The sequence below is a fragment of the Stenotrophomonas sp. 22385 genome (assembly GCF_052045085.1).
Lineage (GTDB): Bacteria > Pseudomonadota > Gammaproteobacteria > Xanthomonadales > Xanthomonadaceae > Stenotrophomonas.
Window position 1 is genome coordinate 169348 of the sequence record NZ_JBQEOG010000002.1, and the last position, 21924, is coordinate 191271.

17 protein-coding genes are annotated in these 21924 nt (G+C 64.7%); 15 read left to right on the forward strand and 2 right to left on the reverse strand.

What is annotated here, in order from left to right:
* Positions 1-19 precede the first annotated feature (19 nt).
* Positions 20-2584: a M14 family zinc carboxypeptidase gene (locus ACTJI4_RS05240; RefSeq protein ID WP_440868733.1), complete on the forward strand. Its 2565-nt coding sequence runs from the start codon at positions 20-22 to the stop codon at positions 2582-2584.
* An 84-nt stretch (positions 2585-2668) separates the two neighbouring features.
* On the opposite strand, the gene ACTJI4_RS05245 is transcribed toward ACTJI4_RS05240, so the two are convergent.
* Positions 2669-4072 (reverse strand): DEAD/DEAH box helicase, encoded by a 1404-nt coding sequence (locus ACTJI4_RS05245; RefSeq protein ID WP_392919502.1) that lies wholly within the window; start codon positions 4070-4072, stop codon positions 2669-2671.
* Between the two features lie 627 nt (positions 4073-4699).
* Between ACTJI4_RS05245 and ACTJI4_RS05250 the strand changes: the two genes are divergently transcribed.
* Complete coding sequence (locus ACTJI4_RS05250) at positions 4700-5689, forward strand: fumarylacetoacetate hydrolase family protein (RefSeq protein ID WP_392919499.1); 990 nt, start codon at positions 4700-4702, stop codon at positions 5687-5689.
* Complete coding sequence (gene maiA / locus ACTJI4_RS05255) at positions 5686-6354, forward strand: maleylacetoacetate isomerase (RefSeq protein ID WP_440868848.1); 669 nt, start codon at positions 5686-5688, stop codon at positions 6352-6354. Before ACTJI4_RS05250 ends, maiA begins: the two co-directional genes overlap by 4 nt.
* Positions 6355-6478: 124 nt before the next feature.
* Here the strand turns inward: maiA and ACTJI4_RS05260 are convergent, their stop codons facing one another.
* Entirely contained in the window at positions 6479-7609 is a 1131-nt protein-coding gene (locus tag ACTJI4_RS05260) for a PilT/PilU family type 4a pilus ATPase (protein WP_068849022.1), read from the reverse strand.
* A 98-nt stretch (positions 7610-7707) separates the two neighbouring features.
* Here ACTJI4_RS05260 and ACTJI4_RS05265 point away from each other — a divergent pair, with 98 nt between their 5' ends.
* The 12 genes from ACTJI4_RS05265 to ACTJI4_RS05320 all read left to right on the forward strand — a co-directional run bounded on the left by ACTJI4_RS05265 (position 7708) and on the right by ACTJI4_RS05320 (position 21846).
* Positions 7708-8112, forward strand: a complete 405-nt coding sequence (locus tag ACTJI4_RS05265) for a DUF4398 domain-containing protein (protein ID WP_392919495.1) — start codon at positions 7708-7710, stop codon at positions 8110-8112.
* Positions 8109-9005 carry a hypothetical protein gene (locus ACTJI4_RS05270; protein WP_392919492.1) on the forward strand — a complete coding sequence of 299 codons (897 nt, stop codon included), beginning with the start codon at positions 8109-8111 and terminating at the stop codon, positions 9003-9005. The genes ACTJI4_RS05265 and ACTJI4_RS05270 overlap by 4 nt, the downstream gene beginning before the upstream one ends.
* A gap of 462 nt (positions 9006-9467) precedes the next feature.
* Positions 9468-9686: a YdcH family protein gene (locus tag ACTJI4_RS05275; protein WP_282245428.1), complete on the forward strand. Its 219-nt coding sequence runs from the start codon at positions 9468-9470 to the stop codon at positions 9684-9686.
* A 210-nt stretch (positions 9687-9896) separates the two neighbouring features.
* On the forward strand, positions 9897-11267 hold the full coding sequence (locus tag ACTJI4_RS05280) for a pyridoxal-phosphate dependent enzyme (protein ID WP_440868734.1): 1371 nt from the start codon (positions 9897-9899) through the stop codon (positions 11265-11267).
* A 130-nt stretch (positions 11268-11397) separates the two neighbouring features.
* On the forward strand, positions 11398-12591 hold the full coding sequence (locus tag ACTJI4_RS05285; RefSeq protein ID WP_440868735.1) for a cystathionine gamma-synthase: 1194 nt from the start codon (positions 11398-11400) through the stop codon (positions 12589-12591).
* Positions 12591-13370 carry an ABC transporter permease gene (locus ACTJI4_RS05290; protein WP_440868736.1) on the forward strand — a complete coding sequence of 260 codons (780 nt, stop codon included), beginning with the start codon at positions 12591-12593 and terminating at the stop codon, positions 13368-13370. Before ACTJI4_RS05285 ends, ACTJI4_RS05290 begins: the two co-directional genes overlap by 1 nt.
* Complete coding sequence (locus tag ACTJI4_RS05295; protein WP_440868737.1) at positions 13360-14778, forward strand: ABC transporter ATP-binding protein; 1419 nt, start codon at positions 13360-13362, stop codon at positions 14776-14778. The genes ACTJI4_RS05290 and ACTJI4_RS05295 overlap by 11 nt, the downstream gene beginning before the upstream one ends.
* A gap of 17 nt (positions 14779-14795) precedes the next feature.
* Positions 14796-16610: a class I SAM-dependent methyltransferase gene (locus ACTJI4_RS05300; RefSeq protein ID WP_440868738.1), complete on the forward strand. Its 1815-nt coding sequence runs from the start codon at positions 14796-14798 to the stop codon at positions 16608-16610.
* 8 nt (positions 16611-16618) lie between these two features.
* Positions 16619-18967: a hypothetical protein gene (locus ACTJI4_RS05305; RefSeq protein ID WP_440868739.1), complete on the forward strand. Its 2349-nt coding sequence runs from the start codon at positions 16619-16621 to the stop codon at positions 18965-18967.
* The gene (locus ACTJI4_RS05310) at positions 18957-19688 is read left to right on the forward strand and encodes a glycosyltransferase family 2 protein (RefSeq protein WP_440868740.1); all 732 of its coding nucleotides are present in this window, start codon (positions 18957-18959) and stop codon (positions 19686-19688) included. Before ACTJI4_RS05305 ends, ACTJI4_RS05310 begins: the two co-directional genes overlap by 11 nt.
* On the forward strand, positions 19673-21130 hold the full coding sequence (locus tag ACTJI4_RS05315; RefSeq protein ID WP_440868741.1) for a glycosyltransferase family 4 protein: 1458 nt from the start codon (positions 19673-19675) through the stop codon (positions 21128-21130). Before ACTJI4_RS05310 ends, ACTJI4_RS05315 begins: the two co-directional genes overlap by 16 nt.
* Positions 21127-21846 (forward strand): NAD-dependent epimerase/dehydratase family protein, encoded by a 720-nt coding sequence (locus ACTJI4_RS05320; RefSeq protein ID WP_440868742.1) that lies wholly within the window; start codon positions 21127-21129, stop codon positions 21844-21846. The genes ACTJI4_RS05315 and ACTJI4_RS05320 overlap by 4 nt, the downstream gene beginning before the upstream one ends.
* Positions 21847-21924 lie beyond the last annotated feature (78 nt).

Below are 21924 nucleotides of genomic sequence, written 5' to 3' on the forward strand. Positions count from 1 at the left end.
TGTGTCCTTGTTCCAAGGTTTGTCGCGCCCCATCACCTGGCTGGTGGGGTCGCTGTGGCTGCTGGCCGCGCCGGCGTTCGCACAGAGCGCCTATTTCTTCCCGCAGGGCGGTGATTTCGATCCGGCCATTCCCACCCCGCAGCAGTTCCTGGGCTACGAGATCGGCAGCCGCTACACCCGGCACGACCAGCTGGTGGCGTACTTCAACGAACTGGCCAGACACTCGGACAAGATCAAGGTCGAGCAGATCGGCACCAGTTACGAAGGCCGCCCGCTGCTGATCGCCACCGTCACCTCGGCGCAGAACCAGCAGCAGCTGGAAACCCTGCGCCGCCAGCACGTCACCCTGGCCGACCCAACGCAGCCGCTGTCGGCCGCCGGCAACAGCCCGGTGGTGGTGTGGCTGGGCTACAGCGTGCACGGCAATGAAACCTCCAGTGGCGAAGCGGCGCTGCTCACCGCGTACTACCTGGTGGCCAACCGGAATGCCGATACGGCCAAGTGGCTGCAGCAGGCGGTGGTGCTGTTCGACCCGGCGCAGAACCCGGACGGCCGCGACCGCGCGGCCAGCTGGCACAACGCCTATGCCTCCTCGCCGGCCTCGCCCGATCCGGCCGACAAGGAGCACGTGGAGCCGTTCCCGCAGGGACGCACCAACCACTACTTCACCGACCTCAACCGCGATTGGCTGGCCCTGACCCAGCAGGACACGCGCCCGAAGATCGCCTACTTCCATCAGTGGTACCCCAACGTCCAGATCGATTTCCACGAGATGGGCAAGGACAGCACCTACTACTTCGAACCGTCGCCGGCGAGCATGCACAGCCCGCTGCTGCCGGCCTCGTCATACGAATTCAACAAGACCCTGGCCAAGTACCACGCGCAGGCGCTGGATGCGCTGGGCTCGCTGTACTACACCGGTGAGAACTTCGACAACTTCTCGCCGGTGTACGGCTCGACCTATCCGGATTTCCACGGCGCGGTCGGCGTCACGGTGGAACAGGCCAGTTCGCGCGGCCGGGTGCAGGAATCGGCCAACGGCCTGCTGACCTTCCCGTTCACCATCCGCAACCAGGTCGCCACCGGTCTGGGCACCGTGCGCGGTGCAGTGACCGAGCGTGACGGGCTGCTCAAGCTGCAGAAGGAATTCTTCCAGTCCGCGCTCAAGCAGGCCAACCAGCAGCCGGTAAAGGCCTTCGTGTTCGGCGATGCCAAAGACCCGGGCCTGACCCGGCGCCTGCTCGACCTGCTGCTGCAGCACAAGATCACCGTGCAGGCGTTGCCCAAGCCGCTTACCGTGGACGGCCAGCGTTTCGAGCCGGGCAGCGCCTACGTGGTACCCACCGCGCAGCCACAGTTCCGCCTGGTGCATTCGATCTTTGCCGAGACCCCGCCAATCAAGGGCGACGTGTTCTACGGCAGCACCTCCTATGCGATCGCACCGGCCTACGGCGTGGCGTTCGCCGGCAGCCGCAGCCGGGTCGACGCGGGCGAGCGCATCGCCAGCCTGCCGGCCACGCAGGGCGGGGTGAGTGGTGGCCGGGCCGGCTATGCCTACGTGTTCGATTGGCGCGACTACAACGCCAGCCGCGCGCTGTACGCGCTGCAGGCCAAGGGCGTGCTGACCCGCGCCGCGTTCCAGTCCTTCACCGCAGACACCGCGTCCGGTGAGCAGGCGTTCGCGCGCGGCAGCGTGGTGATTCCGGTAGCCGGGCAGACACTGGCGGGTGACGCGCTGCTGGCCGCCGTGGAGGAAGCGGCGCGCAGCAGTGGCGTGCAGGTGCATGCAGTGGCCAGTGGGCAGAGTCGCAGCGGCATCGACCTCGGCAGTGACAGCGTCAAAGCGCTGCGCAGGCCGGCGGTGGCGCTGGTGATGGGCGAGGGCGTGAGCGCCACCGAGATCGGGTCGGCGTGGTTCCTGCTCGACCAGCAGGTGCAGCTGCCGGCCAGCAAGCTCGACCCGGCGCAGCTGGGCAAGGTCAACCTGGACCGCTACACCACCATCGTGCTGTCCGGCGGTACCTACACGGGCGTGGATGCCGCGGCGGTGGCCGCACTCAAGCGCTGGATCAACGCCGGCGGTTCGCTGGTGACCTACGGTACGGCGGCCAAGTGGGCGATCGAGCAGAAACTTGCCGATGAAGCGCTGGGCGCCGAAGAGAAGGAGCCCGACAGCGCCCGCCGTGCGTTCGGCGACCAGCGCGACATCGCCGCCATCGAGCGGGTCAGCGGCAACATCCTCAGTGCCGATGTGGATACCAGCCATCCGCTGGGCTTTGGCCTGCCGCGCACGCAGCTGTCGATCAACAAGGAAAACGGGATCAGCTTCAAGCCCAGCCGCAACGCGTTCTCCACCGTGGTGCGCATCGATGAAACGCCGCGGGTGAATGGTTATCTGTCCGAGAGCAACCGCAGCCGCGTGGCCGGTGCCGCGTGGCTGCTGGTGTCGCCGCAGGGGCAGGGCAACGTGGTGCTGTTCGCCGACGACCCGGCGCACCGCAAGTACTGGCACGGCACCGAGCGGCTGCTGTTGAACGCGGTGTTCTTCGGCAACCTGTTGAACCCGACCAAGCCTAGAGGCTGAGCCATCGTAGAGCCACGGCAAACCGGCAACAAAAAAGGGCGACGCAATGCGTCGCCCTTTTTCATTGTGCGATCCGCGAACGGATCAGGCCGGCCGGCCACCGCCGCCCTGGCTGCGGCCGCCACCGCCACGGCGCTGGCCCGACGGCGCACCACCGCGCGGCGCGCCATTGCCAGCACCGCGGCTTGCACCGCGGCCGGCACCGTCACGCTGGCCGCCGGTCTTGGCACCGGCGTGGGCGTGGCGCGGGGCCTCGCCGTGCGGACGGCGTGCGTGCTTGCGCGGCGAACGATCGCCACCCGGCACTTCGGCCTTGCCCGGCGCGCTGTTGCCCCAGCGGATCGGGGTCTGCGGCTCGAAGCCGGGCACGTCGCGGATGTCCATGTCCTTGTCCAGCAGGCGCACGATCTGGCGCAGCAGCTTGGCCTCGTCCTGCGCCACCAGCGAAATCGCCTGGCCGGTCGAGCCGTTGCGGCCGGTACGGCCGATGCGGTGCACGTAATCCTCGGCCACCATCGGCAGGTCATAGTTGATGACCTTCGGCAGCTCGTTGATGTCGATACCGCGCGCGGCGATGTCGGTGGCCACCAGCACGGTCACGCGGCCGGCCTTGAAGTCGCCCAGCGCACGCAGGCGCTGGCCCTGGCTCTTGTTGCCGTGGATCGCGGCGGTCTTGATGCCCGACTTCTCCAGGAACGTGGCCAGCTTGTCGCAGCCGTGCTTGGTACGGCCGAACACCAGGGTCTGCTCGCGGCTGTCCTGGGCCAGCAGGTGCAGCAGCAGCTCGCGCTTGCGCGCGCCATCGACCGGGTGCACGCGGTGGGTGATGGTTTCCGCCACGGTGTTCTTCGGGGTGACCTGGATCTGCGCCGGATCGCGCATGAACTCCAGCGCCAGCTGCTTGATGCTCTCTTCGAAGGTTGCCGAGAACAGCAGGGTTTGGCGGTTCTGGCGCGGCAGCTTGGCCAGGATCTTCTTGATCGACGGCAGGAAGCCCATGTCCAGCATGCGGTCGGCTTCGTCCAGCACCAGGATCTCGATGCCCGACAGGTCGACGCTGCGACGCTCCAGGTGGTCGATCAGGCGGCCCGGGCAGGCCACCAGCAGGTCCACGCCACGGCGCAGCACGTCGAACTGGTTGCCCATGCCAACGCCACCGTAGATGCAGGCGCTGGGAATGCGCAGGTACTTGCTGTAGCCGCGCAGGCTGTCATGCACCTGGGTGGCCAGCTCGCGGGTCGGCGCCAGCACCAGCGCACGCGGCTTGCGCGGGCCGTTCACGGCCTGCGGGTTGGTGCCCAGGTGCTGCAGCAGCGGCAGGCCGAACGCGGCGGTCTTGCCGGTACCGGTCTGCGCGCCGGCCAGCAGGTCGCGGCCTTCCAGCGCCAGCGGAATCGCCTGCTCCTGGATCGGGGTCGGGTTTTCATAGCCCTGCTCGGACAACGCGCGCAGCAGGAACGGGGCAAGGCCCAGGTTTTCAAAAGACATCGGGTGGAAGCTCCAAAGACAAAGTAACGCCAGGCCGAATGGCCGGACGCGAGGCAGATCGTTGTGATCGGCTGACTCGGAGCGTTCCCGTGAACCGCGCTGCGAGAATTGGGTGCAGCCCACGCGGTGCGCAGACTGGAATGCATGACGAATGGCGTCGGAGTGGGGGCGGGCGAGGGACGGTAATCCCGATCGCCGGCGATCCCGAAGGGAAACGGACGGCCGCTGCAGACAATGGGAGTATAGAAGAAATCATGCGCTGCATCAATTTTCCCCATTCAGCTTCGTAGAGCCACGCCCTGCGTGGCTGCGCGCCAGTTCGGGGTCATGAAGGTCTGACGGGTGGCTTCGGCCGTTGCTGAACGTCGGAAGGGAAAAGCGCCACCTCCTGGTTTGGCGGCTCCGGACGCTTGGGCCGCGCTGCGCGCGGTCTCCACGCAGGGCGTGGATCTACGCGGCCTTTGCACGGGCGCGAGGATAATCCGGCGCAGCATCAACCGGACGATGACAGGGTACGGCGACCTTCTGGATCGTTTATCGTGGTTTCGTGCCGCATCGCAGCTTTGGTGGCACCTCGCATTTGGTTACACTCGAAACCTATTTCCTGCGATCCCGGATATTCCACCCATGAAGCTTGGTTCTTTGAAGGAAGGCGGCCGCGACGGCACCCTGATCGTGGTCTCGCGCGACCTGCGCCACGGCGTGCGCGCCACCGGGATCGCCGCCACCCTGCAGCAGGCGCTGGAAGACTGGAGCCACCTGGCGCCGCGCCTGAACGCCCTGTCCGAATCGCTCAATGACGGCAGCGCCGACGGCGTGTTCGACATCGACCTGCAGGCGCTGGCCGCACCGCTGCCGCGTGCCTACGAATTCGTCGACGGCAGCGCCTACCTGCCGCATGTCGAGCGCGTGCGCCGCGCGCGTGGCGCCGAGGTGCCGGACAGCTTCTACACCGACCCGCTGATGTACCAGGCCACCAGCGCCGGCTTCCATGGCCCGCGCGATGCGGTCAAGGTGATCAGCGAGGACTACGGCATCGACCTGGAAGCCGAGCTGGTAGTGATCACCGATGACGTGCCGATGGCGGTTACCCCGGAGCAGGCCGCCGGTCACATCCAGCTGGTCGGTCTTGTCAACGACGTCTCGCTGCGCAACCTGATCCCGGGCGAGCTGGCCAAGGGCTTTGGCTTCCTGCAGTCCAAGCCGCGCTCGGCGCTGTCGCCGGTGTTCGTCACCCCCGACGAGCTGGGCGACGCCTGGCAGGACAGCAAGGTGCACCTGCCGCTGGTCACCCACGTCAACGGCGCCTGGTTCGGCGCGCCCGAGGCCGGCGTGGACATGCAGTTCAACTTCGCCCAGCTGATCGCGCACGCAGCCAAGACCCGCCCGCTGGGCGCCGGTGCCATCGTGGGCTCGGGCACGATTGCCAACGAGGACACCAGCAAGGGCGCCTCCTGCTTTGCCGAACAGCGCACCGTGGAAACCCTGCGCGACGGCAAGCCGAGCACGCCGTTCATGTCCTTCGGCGACGTGGTCCGCATCGAGATGTTCAACGCGGCCGGCGAAAGCATCTTCGGCGCCATCGAACAGCGCATCGAACAGGCGACACGGCCCTGAACACCTCGGCCGACCGCATCGAGCTGTTCAGCTACTGGCGCTCCAGCGCCGCCTACCGCGTGCGCATCGGCCTGAATCTGAAGGGCCTGGAGCACCAGATCACCCCGGTGCACCTGGTCCGCGACGGTGGCCAGCAGCACAGCGAAGGCTACGCCGCGCTCAACCCGCAGGAACTGGTGCCCACCCTGTGCCACGGTGAACGGGTGCTGCACCAGTCGATGGCGATCCTGGAGTACCTCGACGAGGTGTTCCCGGAGCCACCGCTGCTGCCCGACGATGCGCCGGGCCGCGCCCGCGTGCGCGCGCTGGCGCAGCTGGTGGCCTGCGACCTGCACCCGCTCAACAACCTGCGCGTGATGCAGTTCTTCAGCGATACCTGGCACGTGCCGCAGACCGAGCGTGAGGACTGGACCAAGCACTGGATGCAGGTCAGCTTCGACGCGATGGAACGGCTGCTGGTCGAATCGGTGGATACCGGCCGCTTCTGCCACGGCGATACACCGACCCTGGCCGACTGCTGCCTGGTGCCGCAGTTGTACAACGCCCGCCGCTTCAACGTGGATCTGGGCCCGTACCCGACCCTGGTGCGGATCGACCAGGCGTGCCTGGCGTTGCCAGCGTTCGATGCGGCGCGGCCGGAGGTTCAGGCCGACGCATCACCCTGAAACCGGGTACCGACCAACGGTCGGTACCTACCCCGCGGGCGACCAACGGTCGGTATGAACCCGGGTGGGACGACCCGCGATCCCCGATCGGTAGGTATCGACCGTTGGTCGATACCCCCGTCAATCAAAACCCGTGCGTGATCGCCGCCGGGGTTGCCGCCGAATAATCGGCGTACGGATCGTGCTCGCCGCTGCCGCCTTCGGACAGGCGGAACTTCAGGGCCAGGCCATCGCGCGAATCGGCCGCACGCAGCGCCTCTTCCTGCTCGATGATGCCGCCCTTGGCCATGCGGAACAGGCACTGGTCGAAGCTCTCCATGCCTTCTTCCAGCGAAGCCTCCATCGCCGGCTTGATCTCGTGCACCTGGCCGCGGCGCAGCAGGTCGCGGATCATCGGCGTGTTGATCAACACTTCCGTGGCCGGCAGCCGGCGCCCGTCCTGGCCCTTGACCAGGCGCTGGGAAATCACCGCGCGCAGGTTCAGCGAGAGGTTCATCAGCACGTTGCGGTGCGCGCTCTCGGGGAAGAAGTTCAGGATGCGCTCGATGGTCTGGTCGGCGTTGTTGGAGTGCAGCGTGGCCAGGCACAGGTGGCCGGTCTCGGCGAAGGCGATGGCCGCCTCCATCGTTTCCGAGTCCAGGATTTCGCCGATCAGGATCACGTCCGGCGCTTCACGCATCGCGTTCTTCAGCGCGTTGTGGAAGGCATGGGTATCCAGCCCGACCTCGCGCTGGTTGACGATCGACATCTTGTGCTTGTGCAGGTACTCGATCGGGTCCTCGATGGTGAGGATGTGCCCGGTCGTGGTGCTGTTGCGGTGGTCGATCATCGATGCCAGCGAGGTCGACTTGCCCGAACCGGTCGAGCCCACCACCAGCACCAGCCCGCGCGGGGTCATGATGACGTCCTTCAGGACCTGGGGCAGGTTGAGCTCTTCGATGCTGGGAATCTTGCTGCGGATGGCACGGATCACCATGCCCACCTCACCGCGCTGCTTGAACACGTTGACGCGGAAGCGCCCCGCATCCGGCAGGGCGATGGCCATGTTGAGCTCTAGGTCGCGCTCGAACTGGGGCACCTGGCCCTCGTCCATCAGCGAATAGGCGATCTTCTTGACCATCCCGGGCGGCAGCCCGGTATTCCCCAGCGGGTACAGCTTGCCCTCGATCTTGATGTACACCGGGGCACCGGTGGTCAAGAACATGTCCGAAGCGTTCTTTTCGGTCATCAGCTTCAGGAAATAGCCGATATCCATGCGAAATGTTTCCCCAACAATCGGCGACATGCCATTGCAAGCACGCCGCAGGCTTCCGACAATGGCCGCGCACCTTCTTCAGGCGAACGGCACCCCCAATGAATCCTAGCTTCGCACAAATGCGGCGTACCCCGTATGTAGTTTTGACGAGTTGCGTGATGGCGTGCGCATTCGCACTGGCCGGGCCGGCCCTGGCCCAGGACGGCGCGCTCGAACTCATGCAGGCCCGCCAGGCCGTGGACAAGGCCACCCAGGCCGACGCCGACCAGTACGCCCCGGACCTGATCGCCGTGGCCCGCCAGGGCCTGGAACAGGCCCAGGCCGCTGCCAGCGACCGCCGCGAGCGAAAGAACGCCCCGGCCCTGGCCGCGCGCGCCACCGCCGATGCCGACCTGGCCCGCGCCCGCAGCGAGGAGGCCACCGCCACCGCCCAGCTGCAGCTGCGCCGCAACGAGGTGACCCAGCTCGAACGCCAGCTCGCCGCCGGGGAGGACCGCCGATGAAGGCTGCCGCCCTGCGCATGTCGCCCCTGCTGCTCGCCATCGGCCTGGCCGTTTCGCCGCTGGCCGGTGCCGCCGAAGACCCGGCCGTGGCCCAGCTCACCCAGCGCCTGATGGCGATCCAGGCCAACCCGGACACCGCCGAACTGGCCGCCTATGAGCGCCTGCAGGCCCAGCAGGCCATCGCCGCGCTGGCGGATGCCAAGCGCCGCGACCTCGACCAGGCCCGCTACCTGGCCGACCGCCGGGTCGAAATTGCCGAAACCAGCGTGCGTGCCGCCCTGGCCAAGCGTGAAGTGAGCCAGCTCGAACGCACCCGCAGCGACCTGCTGATCGAAGCCAGCCGCCGCGATGCCCAGCGTGCCCGCCAGGAAAGCGAGCGGCTGCGCGTGCAGGCCCAGATCCAGGCCGAAGAAGCCGAACGCCTGCGCCTGGCCGCCGAAACCGAAGCGCTGGCCCGCCAGGACGCCGAAACCGCCCTGACCAGCGTGGCCGGCAAGCAGACCGCCCGCCTCAGCGCGGCCCAGCAGAACGCGGCCAAGCTGGCCCGCGAAGAAGCCGAGCTGGTCTCGGGCAACAAGCTGCCCGGCTCGAAGTTCGACAGCCGTGGTGAAGTGTTCACCTTCGCCGGCGACGCCTTCGCCAGTGGCAAGGGCACGCTCTCGGGCGGCGCGAAGGGCCAGGCCAAGGCGCTGGCCGAGTACCTGAACATCGGCAAGAAGGGTCGGGTCCGCATCGAGGCCTACGACGCCGCCGCCGGAGTAGGGCAGCAGCGCGCCGAAGCCCTGCGCGATGCCCTGGTGGGGGCCGGCGTCAGCGCCAGCCGCCTGCAGGTCAGCGGCAAGAAGGCGGCGGCCACCAAGGCCCGCTCGGCCGAGGTCATCATCGCCCCGTGATCGAAGGTGTCATGACCAACGGTCATGACCTGCCTGGTTGCCTCTGCCATGACCAACGGTCATGACCTACCCGGTTGCATCTATCGGTAGGTCACGACCGTTGGTCGTGACTGCGTCAGAATGACGCAACCTGCTGTTTTTGTTTAAATTTCGTTGAAGTGCGTGTTCAGCCTGAACCCCGACTGGCGTGCACCGGTGATTTCAAACGAAACCCTTGAACCCGTCCTTGGGCAGGCGTAGGGTCGATTGTCCGGGTAGCCTTCCGCGACCCGGACGATTGGAGGGCCGGGCCGATGCATCGAGGGCACGAACCAGAGCAGTCTGCAGGCCGGGCAACCCCGGTCGTGCGCCTGGGTTCTGCCGTGATCGCGGTGGATGCCGGCGCTCCTCCCGAAGCAACGCCCCGTGCCTTACCGGCCGGGGCGTTCTTGTTTGTGCTGTACACGCAATAGGAGGTTCATCATGTTTGAAGGTCAGCCCCAGAGTGAAATCGACGCACGCCGCCAGCGTGATCCGGAATTCAAGGCGCTTTACGAACGGCACCAGAAGTTGAACAAGAAGTGTATGGATGCCGAATTGGGCGTACTTCCGATAGATGGTGTAACTCTGGGCCAGATGAAGCGTGAGAAGCTGTATGCCAAGCAGAAGCTGGAACGGCTGTACTCCTCCCCCCTGAATTGACGTTCCCCCTGTGCCGGCCAACGGTCGGCACCTGCCGCTGAACCTGCCGGCCCTGGCCGGCACCGCCAAACGCCGCGGGCGGCGTCCGTCTCCTCGTCGACGGGCGCCGTCCGCGTCGCTCTTTTGGGGCCAGACACGCATGGCGTGTCTGTACCATCTGTCGGATAATCGGGGGTCCGGCCGCCCTGCGGCGCGAATCGATGTGACCCGATGGCAATCCACTCCTCCGTACTCGAACTCATTGGCAAGACCCCGATCGTCAAGGCCCAGCGCCTGGACACCGGTGTCTGCGAGCTGTATCTGAAGCTCGAAAGCGCCAATCCCGGAGGATCCATCAAGGACCGCATCGGCCTGTCGATGATCGAAGCCGCTGAAAAGCGTGGCGATCTCAAGCCAGGTGCGACGCTGGTGGAAGGCACTGCCGGCAATACCGGCCTGGGCCTGGCCCTGGTCGCCCAGCAGAAGGGCTACAAGCTCATCCTGGTGGTGCCGGACAAGATGAGCCGCGAGAAGATCTTCAACCTCAAGGCGATGGGCGCCGAAGTGCGCCTGACCCGTTCGGACGTGGCCAAGGGCCACCCGGAGTACTACCAGGACATGGCCAAGCGCGTGGCCGAGGAAACCCCCGGCGCGTACTTCATCAACCAGTTCGGCAACCCGGACAACCCGGCCGCTCATGAATTCGGCACCGGCCCGGAGATCCTCGAGCAGATGGGGGGCGACCTGGACGCCATCGTGTTCGGCTGCGGCAGCTCCGGCACCATGACCGGCCTGTCGCGCGCCTTCGCCACCCTGTCGCCGAAGACCGAGCTGGTACTGGCCGACCCGGTCGGCTCGATCCTGGCCGAATACATCAATGACGGCGTGCTCAACGACAAGTCGGGCAGCTGGCTGGTGGAAGGCATCGGCGAGGACTTCCTGCCCTCGATCGCCGATTTCAGCCGGGTCACCAAGGCCTATGCCATCACCGACGCCGAAAGCTTCCACACCGCCCGCGAGCTGCTGGGCAAGGAAGGCGTGCTCGGCGGGTCGTCCACCGGCACCCTGCTGGCAGCTGCCCTGAAGTACTGCAAGGAGCAGACCACCCCCAAGAAGGTGCTGGTGCTGGTCTGCGACACCGGTAACAAGTACCTCTCCAAGATGTACAACGACTACTGGATGCTGGACAACGGCTTCCTGGAGCGCCCGCAGACCGGCGACCTGCGCGACCTGATCCTCCGCCCGTATGGCCAGCGCGACACTGTCGTAATCGGCCCGAACGACCTGCTGACCACCGCTTACCAGCGCATGAAGCTGTATGACGTGTCGCAGTTGCCGGTGATGGATGGCGACCAGCTGGTCGGCATCGTCGACGAAAGCGACGTGCTGCTGCACGTGTATGGGGACGAGTCGAGGTTCCGGGACAAGGTCTCCACCGCCATGGTCAGCAAGCTGGACCGGCTGGACGTGAAATCGCCGATTGAAGCGCTGCTGCCGGTGTTTGACCGCGGCCAGGTGGCCATCATCATGGATGCTGGCAGCTTCCTTGGGTTGATTACGCGGATCGATCTGCTGAATTACCTGCGTCGTCGCGTTCAATAACGGCGCGATCGCCGATTTTAGCGCTGAATCCATGTTTATCAGCGTCAACGGCTGATTAAGCCCCCGCTGATAGACTTCCGCTCCATTTAAAGTGGGCCCCGATTGGGGCTCTCAATCGCTGGGAACCCCCATGTCCGATTCTGCAGCCTCCGGGCACTCCAAGCGCCAGCTCGCCCTGGCCACGCTGGCCATCCATGGCGGCCAGTCGCCCGACCCGAGCACCGGCGCGGTGATGCCGCCGATCTATGCGACCTCCACCTACGCCCAGTCCAGCCCGGGCGAACACCAGGGCTTCGAGTACTCGCGCACCCACAACCCGACCCGCTTCGCCTATGAGCGCTGCGTGGCCTCGCTGGAGGGCGGCAGCCGCGGCTACGCCTTCGCCTCGGGCATGGCCGCCACCTCCACCGTGATGGAACTGCTGGACGCCGGCAGCCACGTGGTGGCAATGGATGACATCTATGGCGGCACCTTCCGCCTGTTCGAGCGCGTGCGCAAGCGCACGGCCGGGCTGCAGTTCGGCTTTGTGGACCTGACCGACCTGGCCGCCTTCGAAGCGGCGATCACCCCGCAGACGAAGATGGTCTGGATCGAAACTCCGACCAACCCGATGCTGAAGATCGTGGACATTGCCGCGGTCGCCGCCATCGCCAAGCGCCATGGTCTGATCGTGGTGGTGGACAACACGTTTGCTTCGCCGATGCTGCAGCGGCCGCTGCTGATGGGCGCGGATATTGTGCTGCACTCCGCCACCAAGTACCTCAATGGGCACTCGGACATGGTCGGTGGCATGATTGTGGTGGGCGACAACGCGCCGCTGGCCGAACAGATGGCATTCCTGCAGAACTCCATCGGCGCGGTGCAGGGGCCATTCGACAGCTTCCTGGCCCTGCGTGGCCTGAAGACCCTGCCGCTGCGCATGAAGGCCCATTGCGCGAATGCACTGGCGCTGGCGCGCTGGTTGCACACCCATCCTGCAGTCGAGACGGTCATCTACCCAGGACTGCCAACACACCCGCAACACGAGTTGGCGACGCACCAGATGAAGGGCTATGGCGGAATCGTTTCGATTGTGCTCAAGGGCGGGTATGAAGCCGCCAAGCGCTTCTGCGAGGCGACCGAGCTGTTTACCCTGGCCGAATCGCTCGGCGGGGTGGAAAGCCTTGTCAACCATCCTGCGGTGATGACGCACGCGTCCATTCCGGTGGAGCGCCGCAATCAGTTGGGCATCAGCGATGCACTCGTGCGGTTGAGTGTAGGCGTTGAAGATCTGGGGGATCTGCAGGTGGATTTGGAGCGCGCGCTGGAGGCCGCCGCCGTATGATGGGTCGACGCATCGAATTGATGCTGAGCCTTACCGGCCGGGACATCAAGAAGAAGTACAAGGACTCGCTGCTCGGCGCGTTGTGGGGCGTACTCGTCCCGCTCATCATGCTGGCCATCTACACCGTCATCTTTTCTACGATCTTCAGTGCCAAGTGGAAGGGCATCGAGACCCACACCAAGGTCGACTACGCAGTCCTGCTGTTCATCGGGCTGATTGTCTACAACTTCTTTGCCGAGTCGCTGACGCGGGCGCCGAGCGCCGTGCTCAGCAATCCGAACCTGGTCAAGAAGGTAGTGTTTCCGCTGGAAGTGCTGCCACCGGTGGTTGTGTTGTCTTCGCTTTACAACGCGGGCGTGGCGACGATCGCGTTGATTGCCTTCCTTGTCTTCAGTAGTTTCGGACTGCATTGGCAGATTGTGCTGTTGCCAATCCTGATTCTGCCGATGCTGGCTCTGACCATGGGCGTGACCTATCTGTTCGCTTCCCTGGGCGTGTTCTTCCGCGATGTGGACCAAATCGCCGGCTTGCTCGCGCGGGTGCTGCAGTACCTCACGCCTGTGCTGTACCCGTCGATTATTTTCCCAGAGACAATTGGTAACTGGATGCGCCTGAGCCCCCTGGCCGTGTATGTCGAGCAGACGCGCGCTTTGATCGTCACTGGAACGCTGCCGGACTGGGGTTCTTACAGCTGGGCAGTGGCGTGGTCGCTGGCTATCTTCTTCTTTGGTTACTGGTGGTTCCAGCGGACCCGGAGGGCCTTCGCAGATGTCGTCTGAAGATCTCGTCATCGATATCGAAAGTGTCAGCAAGGTCTTCAACATTTTCGAGAAGCCATCTGACCGCCTGCTGCAAATGTTGCTGCCGCGGCTTGGTCGCGTGCTGCCAGGGAAGGGGGAGTGGTCATCGCGCCAGCGCGGGCGGGAGTTCTGGGCCCTGCGCGACGTCAGCCTGAAGGTAAAACGCGGCGATGCCGTAGGCATCATCGGTCGCAACGGTTCGGGTAAGTCGACGCTGCTGCAGGTAATTGCCGGCACGTTGGCCCCGACCACCGGCCGGGCGCAGGTAAATGGGCGCATTGCGGCCCTGCTCGAGCTGGGTAGTGGTTTCAATCCTGACTTCACAGGGCGCGAGAACGTCATCCTCAACGGGATGATCCTCGGCCTGTCAGAGCGCGAGGTGCTGCAGAAGTTCGACGCCATCGCAGCATTTGCCGATATCGGCAACTTCATTGACCAGCCGGTACGGACCTACTCCAGCGGCATGATGCTTCGGCTCGCCTTTGCGGTGCAGACGCAGGTCGAACCGGACATCCTGATCGTCGACGAGGCACTGGCGGTTGGCGATGCGCTGTTCCAGAAGCGTTGCTTCCAGCAGATGGAAGCCTTGCGCGCGAATGGGTGCACGCTGCTGCTGGTCTCGCATGACCAGGAATCGATCCGGACGCTGACTGACCACGCCATTCTCCTGCGCGATGGTACCGTACGCGCGGCGGGACCCTCTTCGGAAGTGGTGCTGGAGTACCGCAAGCAGCTGCATGACGACGAACGCGACTACTACGCTTCCATTAGTGCGCAACACCTGCAGCACGCGCAGAAGATTGTTGAAGCCCAGGCTACAGTCGAAGATGCTGGCGAAGTGCCTGTGCATGAAGGCTCGCCCGTGCTTGGCGTTCGTAGCGACAAGCTTTCCTTCGGGGACTATGACTGCGTCGTCGAACGGGTGCGGGTATTCGATGGAGAGGGTGACGAGTGCGCGTATTTCCTCCCCCGCGAGCGCGTGGTGATCGAGGTCACCGCGCGACCGATCCGCGACATGGACAAGCTCAACGTCAACGTGCGCCTGCGCAACAAGGAAGGGGTGAAGCTGTATTCCTGGGGAACGCTCAACCAGGACGTGAGTGAGTGGGCCGAGGCAGGCAAGGACCATCCTGGGATCTGGGGAACCACCTTCCGCGCCGACGAGCCGTTCGTGGTTCGCTTTGAGTTCGATTGCGCGTTGGGCGTGAACTTCTATGAAGTCCAGGTCTCGGTGTCCGAGGAGCTCGAGCGCTTCGGCGGCGCCCAGCGGATGCTGCACTGGCGCGACGAAGCGGCCTTCTTCCAGGTGGGTATGCGGCAGAAGGAATACACCTTTGGTGGCGTCAGTGACCTGCGCATGCGCGCGGTGATCGCTGAAGCCGAATGAATCAGGAAGGCCCCGCAATGGATATGAACCTTTCGCTTGATCGGTCCGCTCTCACCCCGGCCGTTATCCGTGTGGCCGTGGCAAGGCTGATCGCCTGGCTCCCTCTCGGTCCAGTGACCGTCCGGGGCGATGTGACACCTGAGCTTCTGCGCGCGCTGCGCCAGTCCGGCGTCCCCGTGCAGGACGGCACCGATTGCGTGAGCGCCGCCGGTATTGTAGTCGTGGAGCATGTCGACGCCGAGCAGGCCGGTGAGCGCCTGAAAGAGTTGCTGGCGGGTCTGGCCGGTCCTGTATGTCTGCTGGTGGTGGGCGCCGCCGCAGCTGCCGGGGATAGGGCGTTCTGGGAAGCTGCCGTCATCAAGGCGGAGTGGCGCAAGCATCCGCTCAACGAACGCGTCGCGCCGTATGGTGAGCTGGATCGGGTCACCGGGCTTCTGATGACATCCTTCGAACGTGTTCCTGAGCGGGCGCTCGCCGTGTATCCGCTCAAGGCCCTGGAAGAGGAACGCGACCTGCATACGGACATGACCCGCGAGCCGGGCCGTCGTTCCGATGCGCACATGACCCGCTACGCGCAGGCCGCCCAGTTCATCCGTGCGGGTGACCGTGTCATCGACGTTGCATGCGGGCTTGGCTACGGCTCATATCAGCTGGCCCATAACAGTCGGGCCTCGTCCTTTACCGGCCTGGATGCCAGCGAATATGCCGTGGACTATGCCAACCTGAATTTTGCGCCGGCCTCGCCTACTCCGATGGCGTTCGTGGTCGGGGATGCGCAGAACCTGTCGGCCATGGCCGATGGTTCGGCAGACTTCGCGGTATCGGTGGAGACACTGGAGCATCTGCCACAGCCGGATCTGCTGCTCGCAGAATTGCACCGGGTGCTGTCGCCGCAGGGACGGGTGTACGCCAGCGTGCCCAACGACTGGTCCGACGAAACCGGCGAAGACCCCAACCCGTTCCACTTCCATGTGTACGACTGGGCGCGCTTGACAGCGCAGTTCCAACGCAATGGTTTCGTCATCGAGAAGGCGTGGCTTCAGGATGCCGGCGGTGGACAGAAACGGCACCTGGCGGCGCGTTCGATGCTGGAGATCGACCCCTCCGTCGGCCCGGCCTGCGATGGTGAATGGCTGCTGGTATTGGCTCGCAAGGCCGGTGCGCCGCAGCAGACCGTTGATGCTCCTCTGGCACGGGCCGGCGCCCTGCTGGCGCAAGGTCGTCGGCGCGCTGCATTGGCGGAACTGGAGGCGGAGTTCAATGCGGCTGACCCGCTGCACAGGGCGCAGGCGCGTGCGTTTGCAGCCATGATGGCCGCGGCAGAAGGTGCCGTGGATACGGCTGTCGGCCATTGGAATGAAGTGCAGGCGAATGCAAGGGATGCGCTCCGAGATCCCTCCTCGGAGGGGGAGGCGGCCGGCTTGTTGCACCTTGCAACCCGTCAGCTGGACATCGCCCGGGACCCGAGTCCCGGCGCGCTTCATCGGCAGTTGCAGACGCACGCCTTGCTCCCGTGCGTCATCCCCGACGCAGAAATCGCGTTGCTTTCCGACTATGAGGACCGTGCCGTCGTCTCCGGTCCAGCGGAAGGCGCTGAGCGGATCAACATCGCTGCAAAGGATGTGCGCCAGTTGATGGACGCAAAGGCATGGCTGGATGGAAAGTTCCATGAACACATGCAGCGGATAGTGGAGCTCGAGCGCTACACCGCAGAGCTCGAGACGGCCCGCCTCTGGCTTGACGGGCAGTATCACGGCTTGACCGCCGAGGTACAGCGCTTGAACGAGGCGTTGCACCCTGCCCCTGCCGCGCCCTCCGACGGATCCCTGTGATCTCAGCCATGAGCGCCCTTGGTGCATCTGACGGAACTGCCGTCCTGCTTCCCCCGTTGGCTGCAGCTGAACTGGCGGACTACTGCCTGCGCGCGACCGGTCCTGGTCATGTGCAGTTGATCGGCGCCGAGCTTGGCACCCTGGAATCACCTTTCAGGCTGGCCGGGTGCGAAGTCGTGTCCTCGGAGAGCGGCACGGCTCTTTCAGTCCCAAGCGTGGCAATCGCTTGGATCACCTCGGCCAACGACCATGCAATGGTGTGGGGCTGGGAGCTGGATACGCTGATGGTGGTCGCGCCCTCAAAGCACTCAGCTGAAGCTGACATCTGGGTAGCGCGGGCAGCAGAGCAGGGTTGGCGGCAGCACCCGGCGGCCTTCGTGATATCAAGTGCGACGCAGGACCTGAGCGTCAGGCTCTTGGCGCGCCATGGTGTTGAGGTCAGTGATCCAGAGTCGTTGCAGAGCGCCAACTATCACGGTCTGGCAGCAGCACTCGTGCATCCTGGCGACGCAGTTGTGGCCCTGGACGCGGCGAAGGGCGGTCTTTGGCGAATTCTTCTGCAGCACTCGCGCTGCAGGTGGCTGGGCGTTCCAGGCGGTGGTGCGCAATCAGCAATCGAGCCAGGTCTCGAATGGCTGGAAGACACAACCTTGAAGTCCATCCCCAAGCCGGTTGATCTGATGGTCATGCGCTTGTCGGATAACCAGAGCCGGTGGCGCGAAGAGATCCAAGACAGGCAGGCGCCGCTGGGTCGAGGCGGGCGGATGGTGATCATGGTGCCGGCGGTCCTTGCCGAATCAGCGCAGCAGCCTGCGCTGCACGCCGCGCTGCAGCAGCATGGGCTGGCCATTGACCGTGTCTGGAAGCCAGGCGACCCGGCGCAGTTCGGCGCATCGCACTTTGACGAGATTGCGCGTGATTCCGCTGACCAGCTTGCTATCGACTCTGGAAACTTCGCCAGCGACGTTGGCCTCGTATTGCTGGCGGCGAAGGTTGAAGGCCCCGGTCGCGAGCAGAACTCCGCGATGGGCGCACCGAACATCATCGCGTTCCAGCGGGATTACCTGGATGCGAGCCTTGTCGGGCTCATCGTGGCGGCCGGGTTGCGCTTGGAATCTGCTGGCTTGCGGCGCCAGATTGCACGCAGGGCAATGCTGGAGACGCCCTCTGAGTCGGCTGACTATGGGGCGGCAGTCTGCGTGCTGCTGTACGACCCTGTCGCAGTCGAGGGCGATGGCCGCGCCGAGCTGCTTGCTGCGGCCCGGCGTTACCTCGAGGGGCCAGCGGTAAATCCGACTGCGCTGCGCTGGCAGGTCTCCCTCGCATTTGCCTCCGCGTTGCTGCACCAGAGCAGTGGAGAGTTGCAGCAGGCAGCAGAGCTCTACGCCCGGGTGCTTGCTTTCGACGTTCTGTCGTTCAGTCCGTTGCTGGGCACGAAGACCACAGCGGCAGCTGTTCGCCTGGGATGGATCCAGTTTGCAGATGGCAATCTCGCGGCGGCCAGGCAGTCGTGGGCTCGGGGCTTGGAGGAGGCTCGGCGTCTGACGTCGCAGCCAGATTGGACCGAGGTTGTTGGCAATCCGGAAGCTCCTGAAACGTTTGCGATGCCCGAGTTCGCCGCGGTCATGGACGAGGCAGGATGCCTGGCGTCGGCTTTGCGGCTTACGGCAGAATCACCGCTGCGCCCGGGGTTGGCCTGGCAATGGGCCAACCGCTCGTGGCGTATGCAGTTGGAGCAGGCACGCATGGAGCTGCAACGTCGTGAGCAGTGGCACACTGACCTGCAGCACGCCAAGGATTGGTTGGACAGTCAGTACCACCAGCTGAATACCGAGCTCGTTCGTCGTGAGCAGGTAATCCAGGAGCTGGATTCCCAGAAGCAGGCCTTGGCGACGGATAACAACGGCGTGCGCGCAGCGTACCGACTTGCCCATCTGCATGCTGTCATGGAGAAAGCCACCCTCACGCAGCATCTGCACGCCTCGCAGGAAGAGCAAGCGCGCCTGTCCAGTGAACATCAGCGCCTGGTCGATGCAAATGAGCGGCTGATCGGCGCTCATCAGGAGCTTACCGATGCCTACTACAGCCTGACAGACACCCACCAGCAGCTGATCGGTACCCACCAGCAGCTGATCAGCACCCATCAAGAGTTGATCGGAGCTGCGCAGCACCTCAGTGCTGCCACGGGTGCAATCATGGGCAGTCGAGACCCCGGCCCGCTCCCGGCGGAAGCAATCGCCGGAGAGATGTCGCGGCTCGCGTCAGCCCTCAACCGCCTGCCGATGAAGACGCTGGTGCGGACCCTGCTGCGTGCCCTTGCCGCCGCGCTGGGCAGGAAGGAAGGTCATGGCTCCTGAGCTGACTGCCGTCATCACTTTCCACCGGGAGGGCGTGCTGGCCCACGCTGCCCTGCGCAGTTACCTGCTTTCCTGCGCAAAGGCGCGGGAAATGGGCATTTTCATGGAAGTCGTGCTGGTGCTCGACACCGCTGATGATGAAACCATTTCCATTGTCTGCGATCACCCTGACCTTGTTGGCGACGAGATCGTCGTGCGGACGGACGTTGCCGACTCAGCCCAGGCCCGGAACCTTGGCATCGCACAGTCGAGCGGGAAGTTCGTGTGTACGCTCGATGGCGATGACCTTGTCAGCCGTGACTACTTCCAGCGCCATGTCGAGTTCGCACGTACCGCCAGCGAGCGGACGATTCTGCATGCCCAGGTGGTGGTCAGCTTTGGCATGGACCATCGCTATAGCTGGCAGATTGACCAGCGCACCATGCCGTTTTCCAAGGACATGCTGATCTCCGAGAACCCGTGGGTCAGCGCGGTCTTCGCGCGCCGGGAGGTTTTCCAGGAGATTCCCTATGTGCCCTGCTTCCCCCACAAGACCGGATTCGGATACGAGGACTGGCATTGGAACTGCCAAAGCGTGGCAGCGGGATATGAACATGTTGCCGTGCCAGGCACCGCCTACTTCTATCGGCTGAAACAGTCGGGTTCGATCAACACCGTCAACAGCGCACTGAAGGCGGTAATGCCGCCATCCGCGCTGTTCGGCCCATGGGAGCTGCCGTGATTCGCCGGCTGTCGGGCCTTGTGCGCAGGGTCAGTTTCCGTCAGTTGCTCGAGAATCCGCGCGCGGAGCTTGGACGTATCCTCGGCTGGGTCGGGCGCCGCCTCGAGCGCGCCGCCTCGTCTGTGAGCTACGGAAATCCTGACATGCCTGCGTGGCTGAAAGCCGAGGTGGTCGCCTTGGCCAGCATCGAGCCGGATCTTCTCGGCGAGCGACGCGACACCAGCCATTACCATCACTACGGTATTCCCCTCATCGTGCGGCCGGGCGAACTCTATCGGAAAATGGTGGAGGAGGTGGGCAGCCGCCGTCCCAGCCACGTGTTGATCGTGCCCTGGCTGGTTCGGGGAGGCGCCGACCGGGGCGCGCTTTACCACCTACAGGCCTGGGCGGAGGAACTTCCCACAGGTGCGGTGCTGCTGATCGTCACGGAGCCCGTGAGCTCGCCTTGGTTGGAACGAGTACCGAGCGGGGTGAATGTGCTCAACTTCGGTCACATCGTTGGCAGCATGGCATTGGAAGGCAAGGTGCAGCTGCTGACGAGGCTGCTGGTACAGATGGGGCCTTCCGTCATTCACAACATCAATTCGCGGGTTGCATGGGAGGCCTTCTGCCGGCATGGATTGGCGCTCAAGCAACGCTCCCGCCTGTTCGCTTCGCTCTTCTGCGACGACCAGGATGAACACGGCGTGCCGATAGGCTATGCACGGAGCTACCTGCGCCGGTGCTACCCGCAGCTGTACCGTGTGTTCTGCGACAACACGGTGGCTCCGGAAACGTGGGCGCTGGAACTGGGCGTGCCGCGCGACTTGTTCAGGGTTCTTCGTTTCCCGTATGACCTCAGCGTCGTGCCGAAAATGGATCCGTTCGAGACACCTGGGTGCCCACGCGTACTTTGGGCGGGTCGATTCGAGCGGCAGAAGCGCCCCGACATCCTGCTCGCCATTGCCAAGGCAATGCCAGCGGTAGGATTCGATGTTCACGGCGTAGCGGACCTTGGTTTCCGCCACCCGGCGATCGACGCCCTGCGAATACTCCCCAATGTCAATCTGCACGGACCATTCGCTCGATTCGAGGAGATTGTCACTGCCGATCATGTTGCCTTCCTCTTCACCACGTCATGGGAGGGGTTGCCTACCATGCTCCTTGATGCCGCCGCCGCGGGCGTACCCATTGTCGCTCCGGCGGTGGGCGGTATCGTTGACCTGATCGAGCCCGAGTGGCTCGTTAAAGACCCTGAAGACGTAGGTGCGTTCATGGGACGCCTGCAGGAGCTTATTGCCCAACCCTCCTTGCGCCGGTCCCGCCGGCAGCAGCAATATGTCGCGCTGTCACGCGCCGGCGGGTGGGAAGACTTTGTCTCCGCCGTGAAAGGGGTTGGAGGGTACATCCACGGGCCAGCAGAAGGGCTCGACACACTTAATCAACAAGGAAGCGCACCGTGATCATTGGACGGGGGCTGGTCGCAAACGCGTTCGCCAGCGAGTGGCAGCATGATGAGACAACCATGATCGTAGCTGCCGGCGTCTCAAATTCCGCCGAAACTGCTCCCGAGGCCTTCGCCCGCGAGGAGGCGATGCTGGATGACGTTCTGTCCGGCCAGGCCGTGCAGCGTGTCATTTACTTCGGCAGTTGTGCTGTGGGCAATCCTGCCGAGCGTCAGACACCCTACCTGCTGCATAAAGCACGGATGGAAGCGCGGGTCCTGGCAGATCCACGCGGACGAGTTTTCCGACTTCCGCAAGTGGTTGGTGATGGCGGCAACCCGCATACGTTGACCAACTTCCTGTGCGCCCGCATTGAGTCTGGAGAAACCTTCGACATCTGGGCGCGCGCTGAGCGCAACCTCATCGATATCGAGGACGTGGCCTTGTTGGGAACACACGTCCTCCGTCACCCGGCGGGCTACCCACCCGTGATGTCACTTGCCGATGTCCAGTCGACAAACATGCTCGCCATCGTTCGCGGCATGGAGCAGGTGCTCGGCAGGCGGGGCAACTACCGGGTGCTCGACCAGGGGGTGGCCTTTCCGATCGATACCAGGGACTGCCAGCGCGCCGCGCTGGCCTGTGGCGTCCCGCTGGGGGACGGCTACCTTCAGCAGCTGCTGGGTAAGTACTATGCCGGCCGGGGCATACCCAAGCCCACCGCGGGAACCTGACCACCTGCCGGGCAGGCTGAGCAGCCTGTTCAGCGACCCCGTGCGGTATCCGGTCAAATCATTAACCCAGCCGCACAG

Bases quoted from the DNA above. Each gene is read 5' to 3' on its own strand.
- ACTJI4_RS05290 (WP_440868736.1), top strand. From the start codon at position 12,591: ATGGGTCGACGCATCGAATTGATGCTGAGCCTTACCGGCCGGGACATC.
- ACTJI4_RS05275 (WP_282245428.1), top strand. From the start codon at position 9,468: ATGTTTGAAGGTCAGCCCCAGAGTGAAATCGACGCACGCCGCCAGCGT.
- ACTJI4_RS05265 (WP_392919495.1), top strand. From the start codon at position 7,708: ATGAATCCTAGCTTCGCACAAATGCGGCGTACCCCGTATGTAGTTTTG.
- ACTJI4_RS05300 (WP_440868738.1), top strand. From the start codon at position 14,796: ATGGATATGAACCTTTCGCTTGATCGGTCCGCTCTCACCCCGGCCGTT.
- ACTJI4_RS05250 (WP_392919499.1), top strand. From the start codon at position 4,700: ATGAAGCTTGGTTCTTTGAAGGAAGGCGGCCGCGACGGCACCCTGATC.
- ACTJI4_RS05295 (WP_440868737.1), top strand. From the start codon at position 13,360: ATGTCGTCTGAAGATCTCGTCATCGATATCGAAAGTGTCAGCAAGGTC.
- ACTJI4_RS05245 (WP_392919502.1), bottom strand. From the start codon at position 4,072: ATGTCTTTTGAAAACCTGGGCCTTGCCCCGTTCCTGCTGCGCGCGTTG.
- ACTJI4_RS05315 (WP_440868741.1), top strand. From the start codon at position 19,673: ATGGGAGCTGCCGTGATTCGCCGGCTGTCGGGCCTTGTGCGCAGGGTC.
- ACTJI4_RS05280 (WP_440868734.1), top strand. From the start codon at position 9,897: ATGGCAATCCACTCCTCCGTACTCGAACTCATTGGCAAGACCCCGATC.
- ACTJI4_RS05270 (WP_392919492.1), top strand. From the start codon at position 8,109: ATGAAGGCTGCCGCCCTGCGCATGTCGCCCCTGCTGCTCGCCATCGGC.
- ACTJI4_RS05305 (WP_440868739.1), top strand. From the start codon at position 16,619: ATGAGCGCCCTTGGTGCATCTGACGGAACTGCCGTCCTGCTTCCCCCG.
- ACTJI4_RS05285 (WP_440868735.1), top strand. From the start codon at position 11,398: ATGTCCGATTCTGCAGCCTCCGGGCACTCCAAGCGCCAGCTCGCCCTG.
- ACTJI4_RS05310 (WP_440868740.1), top strand. From the start codon at position 18,957: ATGGCTCCTGAGCTGACTGCCGTCATCACTTTCCACCGGGAGGGCGTG.
- ACTJI4_RS05260 (WP_068849022.1), bottom strand. From the start codon at position 7,609: ATGGATATCGGCTATTTCCTGAAGCTGATGACCGAAAAGAACGCTTCG.